This is a genomic window from Shewanella oncorhynchi, assembly GCF_012584455.1.
GTDB lineage: Bacteria > Pseudomonadota > Gammaproteobacteria > Enterobacterales > Shewanellaceae > Shewanella > Shewanella oncorhynchi.
In genome coordinates, this window is sequence record NZ_JABAEB010000008.1 from 126,408 (window position 1) to 146,619 (window position 20,212).

Consider the following 20,212-nt stretch of genomic DNA (forward strand, 5'->3'; position numbering starts at 1 on the left):
ATAATGTCAGTGAGTAAGTTCCATTTCGCCAATGCAAAAAAGCCTCAGTGTATTCATTAATGAATGCTGAGGCTTTTCTACTTATTTGGTCGGTGATAGAGGATTCGAACCTCTGACCCTCTGGTCCCAAACCAGATGCGCTACCGGACTGCGCTAATCACCGTAAATTTTGCACTATTATTTACATACGCTTAGACGGTTCACCCTCTCGTCCACTTTCATCCAAAACATCTGGATGCGTTATCGGACTGCGCTTATCACCGTAAAACATTAACTATTTACTTAACTTACATTAAGCTCGCTAGTCACGCGAAGAATTTGGTCGGTGATAGAGGATTCGAACCTCTGACCCTCTGGTCCCAAACCAGATGCGCTACCGGACTGCGCTAATCACCGAGAATGAAAATCTTTATATCAAAGTAAATGAATGGGGTGACTGATGGGGCTCGAACCCACGACAACCGGAATCACAATCCGGGACTCTACCAACTGAGCTACAATCACCACTGATTTTCACTTACTTTACTAACCTTAAAGCTCACAACTCTATTCGGAAGTGGTGCGCCCAAAAGGATTCGAACCTTCGGCCTCACCCTCCGGAGGGGTGCGCTCTATCCAGCTGAGCTATGGGCGCTCGCCTTGGTTAGCGCCGCATATACTAGGGTCAAATCCCCTTTGAGTCTATAGCTGTTTTGCACTTTTTTTACTGACTGCTCAAGTTTTATCACATTAGCTGACTTTTAAAGCGGAATGCAGCCAAAATATGACTTGGATGTTACAGTATTTCATGCTAATTATAGACTTTGGTAAAAGCAAACATATATTTAACTAGTGAGTATCATGTTTAAGGATGAAGATGAAACTGGCCAGCCGCGTGTGAGTGAAACTGAACGCTTACGCAAAAAAATTATTCGCTTAAAACAATTAGCGCATAAATATAAGCATGCTGAGATCATTCAAAACGCATTACTCGAAATATCCAATATTGCGACCCATGCTTCTTCACTCGAAGAATTCTATGTCGGCGTACATAGCCATCTAAAACAGCTGATTCCCGCTGATAATTTTTTTATTTCAACCCTGGATACTCACACAGGTGAACTCGCCATCCCCTTTTTCGCTGATGAGAAAGATGCCCATCCAGCGGAGCTTTATCCTGAACAATCACTATCTACATTATTACAGCAAGGATTAACAGGCTACGTACTCAGAACTGGGAAAGCGTTGTTGTGTAACAATGACACAGTCAATGAACTGATTGCCGCTGGAGAAATTGTTAATTTAGGTTCTCCCTGTCATCTGTGGCTGGGCGTGCCCATCAAACAAGATGACATAGTAACGGGTGTGTTAGTGGTGCAAACCTATGACACAAACATCAGTTATGGTGAAATCGAACTCGAGTTAATGACGTTCATTTGTCACCATATTGCTGGGGTCATGGAACGACTAAAACATCAAGAACAATTAGAACAAGCTATCCAGCAAAGGACAAAAGAACTCAGCCAAGCCTACGATAAGTTAAAACTAGAAGTCTATGAACGGCGTAGAGCTGAACGCTTACAAAAATCACTGTTCGAAATCGCCGAGCTAGCAAGTTCCAGTGCAGACAACCCAGACTTTTATGCCCAATTGCATAATGTTATTCGACACCTCATTCCCGCCAACAATTGCTATATCGCGCTTTTGGATGACACAGAAACCCACCTCACGTTTCCTTTTTATGTATCGCAATTAGCCAATAAGCACCCTGGCACTCGGCCGCTACAAGACGGCTTAACCGAATATGTGCTCAAACATAAGCGCCCACTGCTGCTAGATCAAAGCAGTATCAATGCATTAATTGCCTCTGGTGAGCTGTATTCCCAAGCGCCAGCGTTAAATCATACTCAAACCATGCATCAGTGGATCGGAATCCCGCTTTTTATCCATGATCAAGTTCGTGGTGCGTTAACGATTTACAGTTTTAGCATGACACAGAATTACCAAGTTAAAGACTTAGAATTACTGACATTTGTATCACAGCATATAGGCTCGGCTATCGAGAAAAAGCTGTCCGCTGAGTCCTTACAACGCAGTTATGAAGAGCTAGAAGAAAAGGTTATTGATCGTACCAAAGCGTTAGCCGAACTGAATAAAAGTCTTGAGAAAGAAATTCAACAACGCCGTAGTATGGAAGCCAAGCTAGTTCACGATGCCAAACATGATGCACTTACAGGCCTGCCTAATCGTGCTATGTTTATGGAGCGTTTATCTCAAGCGATCAAGCATGTTCGTCGCCATAGCTTAGAACAGTTTGCCCTGCTGTTTATCGACCTCGACCGCTTCAAACAGATTAACGACACTATGGGACACCTAGAGGGTGATAAATTCTTAATTGAGACGGCAAGCCGCCTCAAGTCCTGCATACGTGATAACGACACCTTAGCGCGACTCGGTGGCGATGAGTTTGTGATACTGCTCGATAGCATTAACAACATCAACGACGCGAAAGATATATCAGAAAGAGTGATCCAAAAAATATCCCAGCCCTATCGACTTGGCACAATGGAATTTAGTTCTGGAGCCAGCATCGGTATCACCATCAGTGGCAAACACAGAATCGATACCAGTGAATCTATGTTACGTAATGCAGATACTGCCATGTATCAGGCGAAAGCCAATGGTAAAGGCTGCTATGTTATTTTTGATGATAACGCCCAACATCAGGCCATGCAGGATGTCGAGTTAGAAACTGAATTTAGACATGCATTACACCATGCTGAAATCCAGCTTAGTTACTTACCAGTAGTCAATTTTAAAACAGGTCAAGTGCATGCATTAGAAAGCCGCCTGTTCTGGCAACATCCGCAGCGTGGACTCTTACAGCAGGAACAACTTAGCACGCTTGCTGAACAGTCACACCTTACCGTTGAGCTCGATAAATATACGATCAGCATCATAGATAGCAGCTATCCCCAACTCCTCAAGCAATATGATGAATCTGTTGAATTACATGTCATGCTTTCGAGCCAACATCTCAAGCATAAGCATGTACTGCGCAGTTTGAAAAACACTCTCAAGCAAACCCAGTTAAACCTGAGCCATTTGTGGTTATTCTTCAATGAAAAAGCCCTAGTGCAGGAAACTGAAAATCATATCAATGGCTTTGAATTGTTGCAGAAGCTCGGGGTAAAACTCGGTATCAGCCAGTACGGTAGCGGCTATAGTGCATTAAATAGCTTATTGTTTCTGCCGATAAAAGGCTTAAAACTCGATGCCAACCTCACCAAACAAATACAAGGCAAGCAACAGCTTAAGTTAATGTCAGCCTATCAAAAAACGGCATCAACCTTAGAGCTTCAAACCTTTGTCGATGGCATTGATAACCCTGAACAAAAACGTATCTTCAGTGAACTGGGTTATCAGCTGGGCCAGGGGGCTTCTTTAGCCGACACTTTTACCTTATGTGAAACCCAACCACAGATATGTGCTCAGCTCGAATATGCCTAGTAAAAAATAAGTAGCTGATTTAAAAGAATAGTAAGCGAAACCGCTCGCTATTTTTTAAACATATCTCTTAAGCTAGAAATATTTGCTCGCCCCGTTTGCATCCGCTCCTGTTCCGTTTGTTGTGGCTTACGATTTTCCCACACCACATCATCTTGAGGTAACTCAAGTAAGAAACGGCTTGGTTCACAACGCATGGTTTCACCAAATTGGCGCCTTTCGCGGCAGAGGGTGAACCAAAGCTCTCGTTGAGCTCGAGTAATACCCACATACGCCAACCGACGCTCCTCATCGACGTTATCTTCGTCTATGCTGGTTTGATGGGGCAAAATACGCTCTTCTACTCCAACCATAAACACGAAGGGAAACTCTAAGCCCTTAGAAGCATGCAAGGTCATCAACTGCACCTGATCGCCGCCTTCATCCTCACTATTGCGCTCCATCATGTCCCTGAGCGTCAATCGAGTCACCACCTCTGGCAAGGTCATAGGCTCATCTAACTCATCACCCGCGAGCATCTCAGTCACCCAACGGTAAAGCTCTGAGATATTTTTCATCCGCATTTCAGCGGCCTTGGCACTGGTGCTGGTTTCGTATAAGTAATCTTCATAATTGATCTTACGGATCAAATGCTTCACCGCCTCGACGGGTTCACCACGTTCAGCATGATCCCCAGTCTCCACGATAAAACGACCAAACTGATACAAAGATGACATAGCCGCAGGCGGTAAATGATGATTCAGTTCAGGCTCAAAAATCGCCGCAAACATAGAAATATGCTTCTCGTTGGCAAAATTACCTAAACGCTCTAAGGTTGATGGACCTATGCCACGTTTAGGCAAATTAACGATGCGCAGGAAAGCATTATCGTCATCGGGATTCACCACGAGCTTTAGATAGCCCATGATGTCTTTAATTTCAGCACGAGCAAAAAATGACGTACCACCACTCAATTTATAAGGAATACGGTTCGTCATCAGTGCGCGTTCGAGCAACCGTGATTGATGATTGCCCCGATACAAAATCGCATAATCGCCAAACTGAGTACGGCCGACAAACTTGTGACGCACAATTTCGGCAACAACACGTTCAGCCTCTTGCTCCTCATTGGCGGCAAACAGCACCCGCAACGGCTCACCATAGGCAAGCTCGCTAAACAGGGCTTTATCATAAACATGGGGATTATTCGCGATAAGAATGTTCGCAGCCCGTAGGATCCGCTGGCTAGAACGGTAGTTCTGCTCCAGTTTAATCAGCTTAAGCTGCGGAAAATCTTTACCCAATAACACGAGGTTTTGTGGCTTAGCACCGCGCCATGAATAGATAGACTGATCGTCGTCCCCCACCACAGTAAAGCGCGCCCGCTCACCCACTAACAGCTTTACCATTTCATATTGGCTGGTATTGGTATCTTGATATTCGTCCACCAGCAAATATTGGATCTTGGTTTGCCAGCGCGTACGCACTTCTTCATGGTGGCGTAACAATAAGGTTGGCATCAGAATCAAATCGTCAAAATCTAAAGCGTTATAGGCTTTCATATGTTGAGCATAACGCTGATACAACATAGCAAATAAGTGCTGTTGCTCATCTTTAGCGATTTTGCGTGCATGCTCGGGAATAACTAAGCCACCCTTCCAGTTTGAAATCGTACTGGCGAGCGCTTTGAGTAAATCTTTATCTTCATCCAACTCGTCTTGGGTTAACTCTTTGAGCAGTGCCAAGGTATCTTGATCATCAAACAGCGAAAAGCCTGGCTTTAAGCCTAAGACCTTATGCTCACGTTTAATGATCTCAAGCCCTAAAGTGTGGAAGGTTGAAATCCACAGACCTCTGGCTTCCTTGCGGCCCATCGACTGAGCGACCCGCTCTTTCATCTCGCGGGCAGCCTTATTGGTAAAGGTCACCGCCGCGATATTGCGCGCCTTATAGCCACACTTTTCGACCAAGTAAGCGATTTTATTGATAATTACGCGCGTTTTACCACTACCCGCACCCGCCAAGACTAGGCAAGGGCCTGAAACATAATGAACAGCATCGTTTTGGGCGGGATTGAGTTTCATCTTTGCGCAATATCCAAACAAGTCGACAGAAAGGGATGGGATCATAGCAGAATCGACAGTTTTAAGGCTAACAAATCCCCGCTTAGGTTGAGCTGAACTCAACTCTGTAGATAAGCTTCTCCGTGATATAAACCCCAACAACAGCCAACTAAAGTGTTCACGCGTCTGCTTTACTTTTGAAAGCTAACGTACTGAGTTACAATCGAGCTATTCAGTAAAGAGGCGGACAAGATTATGATCAATCCAAAGAAAATCGAAGAAATGGCGAAGCAATTGAGCGAAAGTTTGCCCAGCGGTCTAAAGCAATTTACCGGTGAATTTGAAGAGCGCAGTAAGCAAGTACTGCAAAATCAATTGCTCAAGTTGGATATGGTTTCCCGTGAAGAATTTGATGTGCAGCAACATGTACTACTGAAAACCCGCGAAAAATTAGAAGCCCTACAAGCTCAAGTCAATGAGTTAGAAAAAAAGCTCAACGCGGCGGGCTAACTTATCATGCATGTTTGAAAGAGCACAGTTAGCGATAGCGCAGCTGTGCTTTTTTGTTTTTAACACTTCAAGCATTGAGTCACTTGGGGAAATAATGCAACAACTCGCCAGCTATATCCTTGCTATTGAAGGCTATCCAAGCCCTGTCTATGTGGTAAGCCAATCAAACAAGCAACAAACCTATCACGATGATAATGTGGAGATTTGTGAGTCAATAACGCTTTATCACTTCGATAACGGGGTTGTGATTAGCAAGCTAAGCGAGCAAGATAAACAAGCTTATGAGTCAGACATGGTTTGTGAAGATTATTGGCTCAGCTATCGGGTTGTAACAGCTCATATTGCGATTTCGCCGCAGCAAAAATCCTTTAGCAATCTATGTCAGCAAAGCTTTTGGCTTAAGATGCAGCAAGGGCTGGCAGTAAAGCCACCGCTGCAACCAGAGCATAAACAGACTTAATGCTTTAGCGTCGAACAATCAAGGAATGAAGCTACAATGGATGTCACAATCAGCACACACTATCAGGACTATCTTCTTTGGGGATTATTGTTGCTTGGTGGCCTGCCGCTACTCACTTATCCTGGTGTGCTTCTCGCCAGTTTGATGGGACTGGCCAGTCAATCAAGCATTAAACCCGCTTTTATCTATCGATTGATGAATCAGTGTTTTCTATGGGGAAGCCTAATTTATCCCGCCGTGTATATCCCCTGTTATCGCATTACGAGCGATAGCACTGCGACTTCTTCATCTTTAGTCATTGCTGCGTTGCCACTGCTGTATCTAATCTTACTGTATGGCTGCTTTCGCTTTATGGATGCTCCAACTAAAGAGACAAATAATTAAAGCTTTTGTTGGCGAGCATACTTTTGCTTAAGGCCTTTATGGTTAGCCTTAACTAACTTCCAGCGGTCACAACCATTGAAACGAGCATATTCACTGACTGCGATATCAAAGGCCGCACAGAAATCCTCATCTAAGCCATTCACCATCACACCCTCTTCTAAAATCAATTGCTGTAATAGCAATAGGCTAGCTTGGCGATCGGCTTTCACATCCACGCGGCCAACAAAAGTGTCGCGCCACAGAATTGCTAAAGAATAATAACCATACTGACGCTTTTCGGCTGGGACATAGACTTCAATTTGATAATCAAAATCAAACCATTGCTTTAATCTTTGCCGTTGGATCAATAAATTATCGAAGGGATTAAGCAGCCACACTTTATTAGGTAATAGTGCATTTAGCTGTAATGAAGGGCGATAAAAGTAGCTTTGGCCCGCAGCCTTAAAACACGCTAATAACCCGTGAGCTAACAACTCTGCCAATTCTTGGGCTACTGCTGATTTCATACCTTTGCGTAAATAAGCCATTTGCGCCGCAGTACCGAAGGCGTGGGCATCAAGATAACGATCAATCAAATAGCGCGTAAACTCACTATCTGTCGGTGCTTTGGCATTTATATCTTGTGGCAACACACGCGCAGTGAGATCGTAAACCTTCTGGAATTTTTCCCGCCGCACCACCATCAACTCACCACGCATAAACAGCTGCTCTAGGGCTTTTTTCGCGGGCTTCCAATCCCACCAGGTACCGTTTTTAGCTTCACTGTGTTCAAAATCACTGGCCTTGAGTGGCCCTTCTGCAAGGATTCGCGCCCGCACTTCCTGCATTATTTTATCGTCGGGCTCAAACCAATGCTTACCGCCATTTTGCAGCTGTTGTTTACGCTGCAAACTAAAACGGTAATCGGCAATCGGTAAATAAGCTGCCGCATGGGACCAATATTCGAAGATCTCTCCTTTGGCTAAAGCCATATCGAGCATCTTTGGCTGATATTCTGGCATACGACTATGCAGCACATGATGATGCGCTCGCTCAACCACGTTGATAGAGTCAATTTGTACATAACTGAGACGTGAAATTGCCTCGGCGACTGAGGTATATGGTTGCAATAATCCTTGCTGCTGCATATTTAATTGCAGCCACTCGCGGGGTGAAAAGGGATTAGACATCGATTCTCCAAATTCAACGACCAGCCAATACCAGACCAGAGAAAAATATAACAAACTGAAAATAAAAGTATTTAGCACACTATTCAACGAGTAGGTTTGTGAAATGTACGCACAAGTCTACTCACTAGGCAGTATCTTCGGATAACATAAGCCATTTATACCTTAACGGCTATCGGTTTACCTGCCCGTTAGTTTCACGACTCGAAATAGAGCCTATCTGGCATAGGCTCTTCATTAAGGATTGATGATGAATATCTACTATCGCCAAGCACAACTCTGCGGCCGCAAAACGGGTAATGGCACTAAGCTGCCATTTTTGATGAATATCTTGTATTCACTTGCTGCTAAAAATGGCGATCACCAGCCCTTTTCAATGGATGACATTAACGCCGTACTGTTTAATCAGCATCAGTCGATTGGTTGCTCTATCGAGGCGCCGCTACCGATAGTGAGTTGGCGCACCGAAGCGATAGAGTATGAGTTATTTAAAGGCGAAGAGCTGGTGTACCTGCCCCAATGTATCATCTTTAGCAATGGCGCCATTGCCTATGTCATTGTCGTCATGGGTGATGAATATGAGCTGCGTATTTGGCCCGATTACAGTAATCGTGATCGAGAAAAACACCACTGGTTTTCCCACCATGCCGTAGTCTATTCCGCAGAACTTGACGTCTTTAAGCAAAGCTTCGAAGCACTGCTCAAGCATATTAAAAAAGAAAATGACTACGAGAAAAAACACCCAAAATTTGGCAAAGACATTCCACTATCAGATTCATAAACTTGAATAATGAGTATGGGTTTAGCGGCAATCGCCATAATTTTGCCACTATTGATCAGCAACTTGCCCGCAACTTTTGTAAGAAAATCTGTTTTAATACCCGCCGTGATACCGAGTTAACTCTGCACAATCTTAGCGGATAAGTCTCGGTCGTATTTCATAGGGAATGAAATTCAATGTTCAGCATTATTTTCTGGGTACTCACCCTACTTAGTTTGGCCTTATTTGGTAGCGCAGCCTATTTAGTGGTGCGAGCACTCCTCAAAAAATTTAATCGAAGTCAAGGAATCGATATGTCAGCACAAGAACCGTGGGCAGCAGCCACCGCAAAGGGAACGGCATTAAAAAACACCACCTTATTAAAAGCCTTAACCATTGGCATACTCTCAATCCTCGCGTTGATCCCGCTGGGGATCATTATGGATATGACTTCTGATCGCCAAACCCTTTACCACAGCGTTGTCGATGAAATCGGCCGTTCATGGGGTGAGCAGCAAACCCTCTCAGGTCCTGCGCTGGTGATCCCTTACAGCTATTTTGTGTTGCAAGAAGAAGTCAGTAACGACGGTAAAACTCGCCATGAAGTGAAGCGTACCTATCAAGATGAGCTAGTGATCCTACCGAAAAAGCTCACCCTCGACTTAGACCTAAAACATGATTTTCGCACCCGTGGCATTTATCAATCGCTGGTGTATAACGCAGCTCTACAAGGTCAGGCCGACTTCAGCCTTAACCGTTATGATATTCCTAACCTTATCGCCTTCGATAACAAAAATGCCCGGTTAGTCTTTGGGGTGTCATCGAATCAAGCAATTGATAAAGTAGAAAAAATTGAAATCACCGGTGAATCGACCTTACTCTCTGGATCACTGATGTCGGGCACGGGGTTAACCACTGGCGGTTTAGAAAAAGGCTTTAATCAAAAGATCCAAGTCAGCGAAGCGAGTGATTTTAGTGTGGATTTTGCCATGACACTACGCGGCTCTCAGTCTATCAGCGCATTGCCACTAGGCGAGCAAACGCTAATCAATATTCGCGCCGACTGGCCGCATCCAAGCTTTAAGGGATTATTACCCGCAGAACGGGACATCAACGCGCAAGGCTTTACTGCAAGTTGGAATATCAGCCACTTAACCCGTAACTATCCACAAGAGTTTATTAAGAGTAATCAATCGACTCTCACTGAAGTGTCGGCCAATGCGATTTTATTCGAACCAGTGACTCACTACGGCAAGATTGATCGCTCGGTAAAATACGGCCTACTGTTTATCGTGCTGACTTTTATCATGTTGTTTATCTTCGAAATCGGACAAAAAACCAGCCTAAGCACGATTCAATATGTGTTAGTCGGCAGCGCCATGGCCTTGTTCTATTTGCTACTACTCTCGCTATCTGAGCATCTAGCCTTCTTGCATGCCTATTTAATTGCCGCCTGTATTCCCGTGCTGTCGGTATCGGCTTACGTAGGGAGTGCCACAGCAAGTATTAAGCGCGGTGCATTAGTGGGCATTATGCTGGTGAGTTTATATGCAGTGCTGTACTCGATACTGCAACTGGAAGATTACGCCCTATTGATGGGTTCAGGTTTACTGTTAGTCGTACTGTTGATTTTGATGTTCGTGACTAGGCATCACCCTAAGAACACGGCGCAATAGCGCCCTACCGATCCACCCTTGAAGACCCCCGACAGCGCCATCTTTTGCTGTCGGGATTTTTTTATTGGCAAAACCATTGCCGCGTTGTAGCCTATGGCGTTTTATGAAGAGGCTTATATTTTGACCCATAGCGTCTATCTTTTACGCCGTTTAGGTTTAGCTTGGATACTGTTGGCAACCATTCCGGGCTTACTATTACTGACACAGAATCAGCTGTTTCCACTGATCGATCTGCACTCTACCTTAGCCAAAACCTTATATTGGATTACCATGACTGGCACTGCGCCCTATGGCGTCGCAACAGTCTTGTTTGTATTGGCGATCGCCTATCGTCATATGCCTAAACCACTCTTTATAAGTTTATTTTTTGCCATCAGCCTCAGCCAAGTTATCAGTTTAGGCTTAAGCCACACCCTCAAATCCTATTTTAAAGAACCCAGACCTAATCTCGTTTTTCTAGCAGAACAAGCACTGCCTAAGCATGAACCGCTTTCACTCGATGCCTTTTATCAATTGGATAAACAGTCACGTTCAAAGACAATTGCCAATGCACTCGATGGTTTGATCGCTGCAGAACCCGCCTTGAAACTCGACTCACGGATCCATCAGCATTGGGAAGATGAAATCGGCTATTCTTTTCCTTCGGGACATACCATTTTTGCAGTGACGCTAGTGCTTACCGCCAGCTACTATTTGCTACTCGCTGGATTACCTAGCTTAGTCATGGCGTTATGGAGCTGGGGATTTTTGATGGGATTAAGCCGTATGCTGCTTGGCATGCATTGGCCGCAGGATGTGCTGTTTTCAACCTTTTTAGCCGCCATCATCAGCGGATGTAGCGTGTTTTTTGTCAGTAAGTTACGTCCACTCTCCCATGCGTTTGCTAAAGGATCTGAGCACTAACGCTGTTAATTCAGCGTCTCGATTTGGCTGTCGACTCAAATACGACAGCTTCAAACACTATGAAGTTAAATACTTAGGCATTGCTAAGCACTGCCTAAGTATTTTGCCACTAGGGCCTGATAAATCCCATTGGCCTTAATTCTAGCGAGCCCTTGATTGAAAGTATCCCGCGCCACTGAGTTGTGGAACACCATTCGATAGGATGTTGGGGGAAAAATAAAGTGGTAGCTTAATGCTTGCTGGGTATCAACATCATCCTCAACAAACTTATTCAGTTGAGCGAATATATAACGATCCGCAATCACAGTATTAATGCGACCTAAGTACAACATACGGTTCTGGCTTAATTGGCTATCGACTTCGCGATAAATAGTCTGTTGCGCTACGGCATTAAACTCAGGGCCAAGTAAGAAGCGAGCATTTTCAAAAGCGGCAACACTGTACTTTTTAAGATCCGCAATACGTGTTATTTCAAGGCGTTGTTCGGACAAACTGATCGCCACATTGGTATATTCAACATAATCATTAGACCAATAACCATCAACGCCATTCGCAGGGTTCATCGTCATTACAGCATCCAATCGATCTTTATTGAAATATAAAACTTGGCGTTTACGAGAGTAGAATTTGAAGTTGACTGGCTGCCCCATTTCCTTAAACGCGGCCTTAATAATATCGATCTCAAGCCCTGATTCAGCATCTTCGATAATATAAGGCGGTCGATTTAGAGCACTACCAATGGTTAACGATGCAGAAAATACATAAGTCGGTAATATGAATAAGCAGATTAGCAACAAACTCAAGCGCATACAGTGTCTCACTCTTATTAGTATCATAACAATAGCGGTAAATAACGGGAGTTCCAAACAGCGCGACTCCCAAAATCTCTATCCGTTATCACTGTCACAACCTTAAAATGTCTCATTTGATCAAGATTTTTGGCAAAGTCCGCTAAGACTGGCAAACTAGAGGCTGACTCAGTTAACCCTAAGCTTTCGATGACAGACACTCACCCCTACAAACTCGATCAACTCGATTTAACGATTCTGCGCTTACTGCAAACCCACGGCAGATTATCGAATCTCGAACTGGCCAATAAAGTCGGACTATCGCCATCTCCTTGCTCGCGCCGTGTTAAAGCCTTAGAAGAAGCGGGTTATATTGCCGATTATGCAACGCGTCTGTCGGCGGATAAGTTCAACCTGCATTTGACCGCGTATATCCATGTTCGAATGGAGAAACATACACCGGCGATTCTCAATCAATTTGAAACCAATGCACTCGCCTACGAAGAAGTCCAAGAATGCGCGCTGATCACAGGCTCAGAGGCCGACTATCAACTTAAAGTGCTAGTACAAGATATGGCGCACTTTCGCACTTTCCTGTTAGATAAACTCACGACCAACGTGCATATCGCAGGGGTGCATTCCAGCTTTGTCCTCAAAAAGGTTAAGGACCACACGGCCATTCCCTTAGGGCACGTCAACATTCAAGCATAAGCCAACAGTCACAGCAAACACCGCAAGCAAGACAGATGCACAAGTAACAGTCATAGCACAAAATAGCGGTTAGACATCTGCCATACGGTATTTTTTGACCATAAGATCACAATTCAATGAATTTTTATCATCGCAATGATTCGCCAAATCTCAACCATCAGTCGCACCTGATAGCAATAAAATCTCGCAAAAAACAGATAGGCGGCACACAACATTAACTTATAGCCAAAAATCGATAAATTATTGCCGGTTAACACCAAATTAACGCACTAAAATTGCGTTGAAATCCTAATTTATCCGCCTAAGATACGCCTTCTTTTTACGGGAGGCACAATGCAATCGGCCAATACAAGTTCAACTAACCACTTCAGCTCACGCTTAGGTTTTATCATGGCGGCCGCTGGTAGCGCCGTTGGCGTCGGCAATATTTGGGGATTCCCCACCCAAGCGGCCACCCATGGTGGCGGCGCCTTTCTACTTGTGTACCTAGTGCTGATTTTCATCCTAGGCATTCCCATGCTGATGGCCGAGCTTATGATAGGTCGCCACGGACAAACCAACCCCGCCGATGCCATGGGTAAACTCGGCTTCAACTCACTCACCCGCGGTTTAGGCAAGAGCATAGGTTTGCTTTCCATAGTGACAGCGGGATTGATTTATACCTTCTACAGCATTCTCTCCGGCTGGTTTGTCAGCTTTGCCATCGCGCCTATCGCCACTGCCTTTGGCTCGAATGATACCGCCGCTTGGCTAGTGGATTTTTCGCTGTCACGTAATCTGGTGTTTACACTGGTCTTCAGCACGCTGGTGTTTCTGGTATTACTGCAAGGCGTGCAAGAAGGCATAGAAAAATGGTCGAAACGCTTAATGCCGTTATTACTGATCATGCTGATCGCGGGCGTGGCGTATATCTTCACCCTAAATGGTGCGAGCGAAGGGATAAGCGCGCTACTAACGCCTAACTTTACCAAGGCGCTGGCGCCAGATACCTTGATCAGCGCGCTCGGACAAACCTTCTTCTCCCTCACCATAGGCACAGGTGCCATGATGGTGTACGGCAGTTATCTGAGCCAAAAAGAGAATATCGCCAAACTGACCGTCTGGGTTGCCTTTACCGACAGCGGCATAGCCTTTCTCGCCGCCTTTTTAATCATCCCAGCCATGTATGTCGCCCAGCACAATGGCGTGCAGATTTTTAACGCTGAGGGCAAATTACTCGATTCGGATGCATTGGTGTTTACTGTCTTACCCGCGTTATTTTCCACCTTAGGCGATACGGCTAACCTTATCATCAGCGTGATTTTCTTTGTTCTGCTGATCATCGCGGGTTTAACCTCGGCCATTTCTATCGCCGAAGTGCCGACGAGTTATGTGATACAAAAGTTCGGACTCAGCCGTCAACGCGCCACCTTGATCATCGGCCTATTGTTGACCTCATTATCCCTATTGCTGGCGGTATTTTTTGAGACGCTATTTAGTTTCACTATAATGCTGACCACCCAAATCGCCCAGCCGCTGGTCGCCCTCGGTATTGCGGTTTACTTAGGTTGGATTTGGCGCCAAACCCAACTGCTCAAGGCAATTCGTGGGCAAGAAGGTGTCGATAGCACAGGGCTTTTCTGGCGCATTTGGCCAAGATATGTAAAGTATGTTTGCCCAGTGCTGATTATCGCCATAGCCATCAGACAATTTGTGTAACCCTTTGAGCGAATAACAAAATCCCCGCTAAGTGCGGGGATTTTTTATTTAGCAATTGATGCACTAATTAACTACTTTAAAATAATCAGCAAAGTCTTGCTGCCGCCAATAGTGAATGCGATGACAGCCGGATTTTTTCAATCTATCGATGACGTTGAACTGTTAGGGAAGGCTGGATTGAAACGAAAGGGGATGTAAACAGCAGCCTTAAGAGATTAAGGCTGCTTTAAACACTGAGCTGATTACTGTTCGATACCCACAATTAACCAAGGTGAATTGGCTTGTGTTACGTTACGCTCTAAATGCCAGATTTCCTTAATGTCCTCTTCTACGCCTTCAACGGTATCGCGGTAGCGCCCGCTAAATTTAACACTCACTTCCGCAAGATTGGCATTGTGCGTGGCGCGGACAAGTTCTGCATCCAAAAACATCACTTCTGTGTGCTGATCGCCAACTAACTCGCGACGTTGGTTGCTGAGTTCATTGTAAAGATCAATAGAAACATACTCTTGGATTTTGCTTAGATCATTTTCATTCCACGCCAATTGCAGGGTTTTGTAGTGACTACGAGCGCCTTCCAAAAAGCTTGGTAAATCAAAACCCGCGGGTAAATTAAAGGGCACATCACTTGTCGATTGGCCAAAACCATTGCTGCCGCTGTTTGCATTGGTGGCAAAACCTGTTTGTTCAGTCTGTTGACGCTGCATATTCGGATTGGGTTGGCCAGCACCCGCATAGGCTGGTCTTGGCTGCGCACCCGCTTTTGAGGCCATCACAGTACGGACGATTTTGAATAGCACGAATGCCAGCAAACCGATAATCAAAATATCCATGATTTGAATATTTTCAAAACCACCGCCCATAAACAGCGCAGCCAATAAGCCACCTGCTAATAAACCGCCTAACATGCCGCCCATCATACCTTTTTTGCCCGGCGCTCCCGCTGGCGCCGTAGTCGGTGTGTTAGTCGCCGCTGGTTGAGCCGGAGCCGTTTGATGGCTTTTGCCGATAGATTTACTACCGCCAAATTTTTTCGCTTCAACGACTGGGCTAGTAACTAAGCTAACCGCAAAAATCATCGCCAGCATAATAAATAACTTTTTCATTTATAGGATCTTGTTCGTGTAATCTGAGGTGCAGCCATAATAGCGGGATGACATTATATGTCAATTAGCAAAAGAGGGGCCTAGGCTTACAAACTTCGTTTGTTCTTCTATATCGAAATCAAAGTCGTGGGGCTTCATCCCTAATTGTTCAACATGACTCGACTAAGAATGCGACAAAAGACACGTCAGTTCTGACTATGTAATGTGAGAAATGATTAAGCACTGTCATTCCCTACGATAATCTGCCCCCTCTTATAAATATACACTCTGTAAATTTAACAATGGATGGCTCATTAATTCACTTTTTCCTGTAAGAGCAGATTGGGTCTGTACTAATTAATTTATTCTCGCGAAAACCTGTTGGCTCGTAAATTTCTACAAGAGATTTACTGATCACTGCGCCATAGACTCTACCATCATAAAAAAACGGCTCACCAGATTGGTTAGCATAGGAATTGTGAGTTGAAATAAAGCTAGAATCAATATTTAAATGCTTTTCATCATAAACATATGAAGAATAAGCTGCGTAGTAACGTGGAGCTTGTAAGCATTCATCCGGATAATCTTCAACTAACACAGATTCTGTATTACCATCATTATTAAAATCTAAACGAGTTATTCGGTAGCGCTTTCCTTTATCTAGCCTAATTGCTTCATCTAAATGCTTTTGATAACTATCACTCATGACCATTCTTGCTTGCACATTAATACGCAAACCTAGCCCCTCTGGTGCAGGCTGTAAATTCGGCGTGCGAAAGTCTTTAAATTGCTCATCTGCTACAAGGCCACATTGCAATGGCTTATCTACATTACGCTCGAGATAAGCCTTAAAGTCTTTACAAAGTTGCAAATTTGGGTTCGAGTGGTCCTCATAGGCTTCTGCCCAAGAAAATGATGAGGACATACTCCCTACAATGATGAGCAGAATAGAATTTTTCATCTATGATGATTCCTTTTGAATTACAGTTGTAAAAAATTTAAATTTAATTTGTAAATATGGCGTTTTAGTAATTGAAATTACAGGAGTTCACCATCCCCTCGGAGTTGCCGCAGGGCATTTGCGTTCGTTGCGTGAGCGAGGCATGGATGCCGAGATAGCGTCAGTCGAATCAAGGACGAGCGTCTGACGCGATAGCATAAGAACGCTTAATGCCCAAGGGGCTTTCAACTCCGTTGGGGGCGTCTTGGAGAATCCAAGGAGGATAGGACGAGCAGTCCTCCTTGGTCGGGTGTGGGGTGAAGCCCCACGACCTTGATTCACCTCGGCCGTAAGGCCGCAAACATATAGACAGCCAACATTAAAACTCAATTATTACACGCACTTTCCATCCGATGAATCATCGGAAGAAAGTGCTCGGCTGATGCCGCCGAAGATGACATTCAAGAAGCCGATACCGACATCTTTTTGCCTCTCATCGGCGCTGCCCGTATCGTGGCCGCTCGCGTCGCGCATGCTTTGATTATTGTTGGTTCCGCGCACAAAATCGCAGGAGACATTGCTCGTATTATTCACCGAGCAGGCACTGAGCAAAGCGATCATTAGCCCGCAAAGTGCAAGACGTAATCTTGGCATATTAGTTCAACACCTCTTCTAATGCCTTGAGGCATAAGGCGACATTCTCGCGGCGGGCACCGAAGCCCATAAGGCCGATGCGCCATGCTTTGCCCGCAAGGGCGCCAAGGCCGGCGCCGATTTCGAGGTTGTAATCCTTCAGCAAACGAGTCCGCACCGCAGCATCATCGACACCAGCGGGGATGTAAACTGCGTTAAGTTGTGGCAAGCGCGAATCTTCGTCCACCACAAAGTTAAGCCCTAACTTTTCAAGCCCAGCACGCAGCACTAAATGCATTTCGTGGTGGCGTTGCCATGCATTCTCTAAGCCTTCGGCCGCTAAAATACGCAGGGATTCATGCAGTGCATAAAGCGCATTCACTGGCGCAGTGTGATGGTAACTACGTTTGCCACCCGCGCTGGTCCAATAGGCCATCACTAAGCTTTGATCGAGGAACCAACTTTGCACTGGGGTCTTGCGATTCTTGAGTTTTTCGACGGCAGCAGGTGAGAAAGACACAGGTGATAAACCCGGTACACAGGAAAGGCACTTTTGACTGCCGGAATAAATAGCATCTATGCCCCATTCATCGACCCTTAACTCGACACCGCCAAGGGAAGTCACCGCATCAACTATGCTCAAGCAACCATAGGTTTTGGCTAATGCACACAGGGTTTTGGCATCGGACAAGGCGCCAGTTGAGGTTTCGGCGTGCACAAAGGCTAAAAATTTGGCATCTGGATTGGCTTTCAGTGCCGCTTCAACCGCAGCAGGGTCAACAGGTGTGCCCCACTCATTGTCCACCAGCACGGCAATCGCGCCCATACGCTCGACGTTTTGGCGCATACGCTCACCAAACACCCCGTTACGACAGACAATCACCTTCTCACCCGGCTCGACTAAATTCACGAAACAGGTTTCCATGCCCGCACTGCCCGGCGCTGATACCGCCATGGTCATTTCGTTTTTAGTTTGGAAGGCGTATTGGATCAGGCTCTTAAGCTCATCCATCATGCCCACAAACAGCGGATCTAAATGACCGACCGTTGGTCTGGACTGCGCCGCAAGCACTTCGGGATAAACATCCGATGGGCCTGGGCCCATTAAAATACGGCGAGGAGGATTAAAAGCGGTAAAACGCGGTGCTGGTAACATCATGTCTCCTTAATGCGTGTAGGTGTAGGTCGAAGTCTAGTTATTATTCGTTAGCCAATCGTCAGCGGATTAAGTCAGCGACTTAACTGTGGCGCGCTAATCGGCGGCTAGAGTATTAAGTCTACAAAACTACCACAAAAAGGAGCGCCTGTGCGCTCCTCCTTTAGCCTTAGTTATGACTAACATAACTATCACGCGCATGGTGCGCTAAGGTTGTAACGCCTTGTTGCCGTTACCCGCATTTAAAAACAGCTGATAGGCAGGGCTTTGGGTTTCCTCTTGATAGACAAAACCCAACTCAGTTAAAAACTGTTGGAACGGCAAGGCATCACTCGCGGGCACTTCAAATCCCGCCAGCACTCGGCCAAAGGCCGCGCCGTGGTTACGATAATGGAACAGACTGATGTTCCATTTACTCTGCAAGGTAGTTAAAAACTTCAGCAGCGCACCGGGATGCTCGGGGAACTCAAAGCTAAATAAACGCTCCTCTAAAGGCTCAGGTGGATGACCACCGACCATATAACGCACATGCAATTTCGCGGTTTCATCCCCGGATAAATCCTGCACTTCGAAGCCATTAGCCTCTAAGGTGGCGATGATTTGTTCTAGCTCACCTTGGCCTCGGCTTAAGCGAATGCCGGCAAACACGACGGCAAGATCACGACTGCTGAAACGATAGTTAAACTCTGTCATCACCCGCTTATCGAGTAACTCACAGAATGTTAAGAAACTTCCCGGACGTTCAGGGACTTTCACCGCCAGTACCGCTTCTTTTTGCTCACCAAGCTCACAGCGTTCCGACACATAACGCAGACTGTGGAAATTCACATTGGCACCACTTAAAATCGCCGCGACCTTTTCACCATTGCCGCAATCACCACTGGCATTGGTGCTGACATATTTTTTAAGCCCAGCCAAGGACAAAGCTCCTGCGGGTTCGGCGATCGCACGGGTGTCCTCGAAGATATCTTTCACCGCAGCGCAGATTTCATCCGAAGTGACAGTCACTACTTCATCGACATAAAGTTTCGCGACTCGAAACGGCTCAGTGCCGATACGTTTAACCGCCACGCCGTCGGCAAATAAACCGACTTGCGCCAGTGTCACAGGTTCGCCCGCTTCCATCGCTGCCTTTAAACAGGCGGCGTCTTCTGGCTCGACGCCGACAATTTTCACCTGCGGCATTACCGCCTTGTAATAGGCTGCGATACCCGCTATTAAACCGCCGCCGCCCACGGGTACAAATACCACTTCGAGATCACGCTGCTGCTGCAACATCTCTTGGGCGATAGTGCCTTGGCCTGCGATCACAGCTTCATCATCGAAGGGCGCGATATAGACTCGGCCCTCTTCTTTAGCCATCGCCATCGCAAAGCCATTGGCTTGATCGAAGGCTTGGCCGTGCAATACCACGTTGCCACCTAAACGGCGCACCGCATCGACTTTAATATCGGGCGTCGTCTCAGGCATCACAATCACAGCATCCACACCGCGACTCGCCGCCGACATAGCCACACCCTGAGCATGATTGCCTGCCGAAGCACACACCACACCGCGCTGACATTCTTCTTTCGTCAGCTGGGCGATACGGTTATAGGCACCGCGTAACTTGAAGGAATGCACTGGCTGCATATCTTCGCGCTTCAAAAATACCTGACAACCTAAACGCGCCGATAACTTGTTCATGCTGGAAAGCGGCGTCACTTTCGCTATGTCATACACGGATGACAACAGGATTTTTTGCAGATAGCTTTGTGCCAACTGAAAATGGGCTAAATCCGCCTGAGTTTGCGATGAGAGTGGCAACATAGATG

Annotated in this window: 17 protein-coding genes and 4 tRNA genes; 9 read left to right on the forward strand and 12 right to left on the reverse strand. The window is 45.8% G+C overall.

The window, feature by feature from the left end:
* Positions 1-86: 86 nt before the first annotated feature.
* The 4 genes from HGO26_RS14190 to HGO26_RS14205 form a co-directional block, all read right to left on the reverse strand.
* Positions 87-163, reverse strand: a tRNA-Pro gene (locus HGO26_RS14190).
* Between the two features lie 156 nt (positions 164-319).
* A tRNA-Pro gene (locus HGO26_RS14195) sits at positions 320-396 on the reverse strand.
* A gap of 32 nt (positions 397-428) precedes the next feature.
* Positions 429-504, reverse strand: a tRNA-His gene (locus HGO26_RS14200).
* 53 nt (positions 505-557) lie between these two features.
* Positions 558-634, reverse strand: a tRNA-Arg gene (locus tag HGO26_RS14205).
* A 206-nt stretch (positions 635-840) separates the two neighbouring features.
* Between HGO26_RS14205 and HGO26_RS14210 the strand changes: the two genes are divergently transcribed.
* Positions 841-3,489 carry a sensor domain-containing phosphodiesterase gene (locus HGO26_RS14210; RefSeq protein WP_168825943.1) on the forward strand — a complete coding sequence of 883 codons (2,649 nt, stop codon included), beginning with the start codon at positions 841-843 and terminating at the stop codon, positions 3,487-3,489.
* A 47-nt stretch (positions 3,490-3,536) separates the two neighbouring features.
* Here HGO26_RS14210 and rep read toward each other — a convergent pair whose 3' ends face one another.
* Positions 3,537-5,549, reverse strand: coding sequence for a DNA helicase Rep (gene rep, locus HGO26_RS14215; RefSeq protein WP_131523358.1), 2,013 nt, complete (start codon positions 5,547-5,549; stop codon positions 3,537-3,539).
* A gap of 234 nt (positions 5,550-5,783) precedes the next feature.
* On the opposite strand from rep, the gene ubiK reads away from it, so the two are divergent.
* From ubiK to HGO26_RS14230, 3 genes are all read left to right on the forward strand, one after another.
* Positions 5,784-6,038 carry a ubiquinone biosynthesis accessory factor UbiK gene (gene ubiK, locus HGO26_RS14220; RefSeq protein WP_168825945.1) on the forward strand — a complete coding sequence of 85 codons (255 nt, stop codon included), beginning with the start codon at positions 5,784-5,786 and terminating at the stop codon, positions 6,036-6,038.
* 94 nt (positions 6,039-6,132) lie between these two features.
* Positions 6,133-6,498: a hypothetical protein gene (locus HGO26_RS14225; RefSeq protein ID WP_168825948.1), complete on the forward strand. Its 366-nt coding sequence runs from the start codon at positions 6,133-6,135 to the stop codon at positions 6,496-6,498.
* Positions 6,499-6,534: 36 nt separating this feature from the next.
* Positions 6,535-6,882 (forward strand): hypothetical protein, encoded by a 348-nt coding sequence (locus tag HGO26_RS14230; RefSeq protein ID WP_168825950.1) that lies wholly within the window; start codon positions 6,535-6,537, stop codon positions 6,880-6,882.
* Here HGO26_RS14230 and HGO26_RS14235 read toward each other — a convergent pair.
* The gene (locus HGO26_RS14235) at positions 6,879-8,051 is read right to left on the reverse strand and encodes a winged helix-turn-helix domain-containing protein (RefSeq protein WP_168825952.1); all 1,173 of its coding nucleotides are present in this window, start codon (positions 8,049-8,051) and stop codon (positions 6,879-6,881) included. The genes HGO26_RS14230 and HGO26_RS14235 overlap by 4 nt on opposite strands.
* Before the next feature lie 247 nt (positions 8,052-8,298).
* Between HGO26_RS14235 and HGO26_RS14240 the strand changes: the two genes are divergently transcribed.
* The 3 genes from HGO26_RS14240 (at position 8,299) to HGO26_RS14250 (ending at position 11,387) form a co-directional block, all read left to right on the forward strand.
* Positions 8,299-8,829 (forward strand): hypothetical protein, encoded by a 531-nt coding sequence (locus HGO26_RS14240; protein WP_168825954.1) that lies wholly within the window; start codon positions 8,299-8,301, stop codon positions 8,827-8,829.
* 176 nt (positions 8,830-9,005) lie between these two features.
* Complete coding sequence (gene creD / locus HGO26_RS14245; RefSeq protein WP_168825956.1) at positions 9,006-10,484, forward strand: cell envelope integrity protein CreD; 1,479 nt, start codon at positions 9,006-9,008, stop codon at positions 10,482-10,484.
* Positions 10,485-10,577: 93 nt separating this feature from the next.
* Positions 10,578-11,387, forward strand: a complete 810-nt coding sequence (locus HGO26_RS14250; RefSeq protein WP_168825958.1) for a phosphatase PAP2 family protein — start codon at positions 10,578-10,580, stop codon at positions 11,385-11,387.
* A gap of 83 nt (positions 11,388-11,470) precedes the next feature.
* Here HGO26_RS14250 and HGO26_RS14255 read toward each other — a convergent pair whose 3' ends face one another.
* Positions 11,471-12,196, reverse strand: a complete 726-nt coding sequence (locus HGO26_RS14255) for a substrate-binding periplasmic protein (RefSeq protein ID WP_168825960.1) — start codon at positions 12,194-12,196, stop codon at positions 11,471-11,473.
* A 189-nt stretch (positions 12,197-12,385) separates the two neighbouring features.
* On the opposite strand from HGO26_RS14255, the gene HGO26_RS14260 reads away from it, so the two are divergent.
* Together HGO26_RS14260 and HGO26_RS14265 are read left to right on the forward strand one after the other, a co-directional pair.
* The gene (locus HGO26_RS14260) at positions 12,386-12,886 is read left to right on the forward strand and encodes an Lrp/AsnC family transcriptional regulator (RefSeq protein WP_105253008.1); all 501 of its coding nucleotides are present in this window, start codon (positions 12,386-12,388) and stop codon (positions 12,884-12,886) included.
* A 333-nt stretch (positions 12,887-13,219) separates the two neighbouring features.
* Positions 13,220-14,584 carry a sodium-dependent transporter gene (locus tag HGO26_RS14265; RefSeq protein WP_168825963.1) on the forward strand — a complete coding sequence of 455 codons (1,365 nt, stop codon included), beginning with the start codon at positions 13,220-13,222 and terminating at the stop codon, positions 14,582-14,584.
* A 242-nt stretch (positions 14,585-14,826) separates the two neighbouring features.
* On the opposite strand, the gene HGO26_RS14270 is transcribed toward HGO26_RS14265, so the two are convergent.
* The 5 genes from HGO26_RS14270 to ilvA form a co-directional block, all read right to left on the reverse strand.
* Complete coding sequence (locus HGO26_RS14270) at positions 14,827-15,690, reverse strand: Tim44 domain-containing protein (RefSeq protein ID WP_168825965.1); 864 nt, start codon at positions 15,688-15,690, stop codon at positions 14,827-14,829.
* Between the two features lie 298 nt (positions 15,691-15,988).
* On the reverse strand, positions 15,989-16,630 hold the full coding sequence (locus tag HGO26_RS14275; RefSeq protein WP_168825967.1) for a hypothetical protein: 642 nt from the start codon (positions 16,628-16,630) through the stop codon (positions 15,989-15,991).
* Positions 16,631-17,002: 372 nt separating this feature from the next.
* Positions 17,003-17,263: a hypothetical protein gene (locus HGO26_RS14285; RefSeq protein WP_168825969.1), complete on the reverse strand. Its 261-nt coding sequence runs from the start codon at positions 17,261-17,263 to the stop codon at positions 17,003-17,005.
* 1 nt (position 17,264) lies between these two features.
* Positions 17,265-18,398 (reverse strand): pyridoxal-phosphate-dependent aminotransferase family protein, encoded by a 1,134-nt coding sequence (locus HGO26_RS14290; protein WP_168825972.1) that lies wholly within the window; start codon positions 18,396-18,398, stop codon positions 17,265-17,267.
* A 207-nt stretch (positions 18,399-18,605) separates the two neighbouring features.
* Positions 18,606-20,207 (reverse strand): threonine ammonia-lyase, biosynthetic, encoded by a 1,602-nt coding sequence (ilvA, locus tag HGO26_RS14295; protein ID WP_168826081.1) that lies wholly within the window; start codon positions 20,205-20,207, stop codon positions 18,606-18,608.
* Between the last annotated feature and the right edge of the window lie 5 nt (positions 20,208-20,212).

What these genes read in the sequence shown, in the direction of transcription:
- HGO26_RS14230 (WP_168825950.1), top strand. Translation starts at nt 6,535, where the DNA reads ATGGATGTCACAATCAGCACACACTATCAGGACTATCTTCTTTGGGGA.
- HGO26_RS14270 (WP_168825965.1), bottom strand. Translation starts at nt 15,690, where the DNA reads ATGAAAAAGTTATTTATTATGCTGGCGATGATTTTTGCGGTTAGCTTA.
- HGO26_RS14285 (WP_168825969.1), bottom strand. Translation starts at nt 17,263, where the DNA reads ATGCCAAGATTACGTCTTGCACTTTGCGGGCTAATGATCGCTTTGCTC.
- HGO26_RS14255 (WP_168825960.1), bottom strand. Translation starts at nt 12,196, where the DNA reads ATGCGCTTGAGTTTGTTGCTAATCTGCTTATTCATATTACCGACTTAT.
- ubiK (WP_168825945.1), top strand. Translation starts at nt 5,784, where the DNA reads ATGATCAATCCAAAGAAAATCGAAGAAATGGCGAAGCAATTGAGCGAA.
- ilvA (WP_168826081.1), bottom strand. Translation starts at nt 20,207, where the DNA reads ATGTTGCCACTCTCATCGCAAACTCAGGCGGATTTAGCCCATTTTCAG.
- HGO26_RS14265 (WP_168825963.1), top strand. Translation starts at nt 13,220, where the DNA reads ATGCAATCGGCCAATACAAGTTCAACTAACCACTTCAGCTCACGCTTA.
- creD (WP_168825956.1), top strand. Translation starts at nt 9,006, where the DNA reads ATGTTCAGCATTATTTTCTGGGTACTCACCCTACTTAGTTTGGCCTTA.
- rep (WP_131523358.1), bottom strand. Translation starts at nt 5,549, where the DNA reads ATGAAACTCAATCCCGCCCAAAACGATGCTGTTCATTATGTTTCAGGC.
- HGO26_RS14240 (WP_168825954.1), top strand. Translation starts at nt 8,299, where the DNA reads ATGAATATCTACTATCGCCAAGCACAACTCTGCGGCCGCAAAACGGGT.
- HGO26_RS14290 (WP_168825972.1), bottom strand. Translation starts at nt 18,398, where the DNA reads ATGTTACCAGCACCGCGTTTTACCGCTTTTAATCCTCCTCGCCGTATT.
- HGO26_RS14250 (WP_168825958.1), top strand. Translation starts at nt 10,578, where the DNA reads ATGGCGTTTTATGAAGAGGCTTATATTTTGACCCATAGCGTCTATCTT.
- HGO26_RS14225 (WP_168825948.1), top strand. Translation starts at nt 6,133, where the DNA reads ATGCAACAACTCGCCAGCTATATCCTTGCTATTGAAGGCTATCCAAGC.
- HGO26_RS14275 (WP_168825967.1), bottom strand. Translation starts at nt 16,630, where the DNA reads ATGAAAAATTCTATTCTGCTCATCATTGTAGGGAGTATGTCCTCATCA.
- HGO26_RS14260 (WP_105253008.1), top strand. Translation starts at nt 12,386, where the DNA reads ATGACAGACACTCACCCCTACAAACTCGATCAACTCGATTTAACGATT.
- HGO26_RS14235 (WP_168825952.1), bottom strand. Translation starts at nt 8,051, where the DNA reads ATGTCTAATCCCTTTTCACCCCGCGAGTGGCTGCAATTAAATATGCAG.
- HGO26_RS14210 (WP_168825943.1), top strand. Translation starts at nt 841, where the DNA reads ATGTTTAAGGATGAAGATGAAACTGGCCAGCCGCGTGTGAGTGAAACT.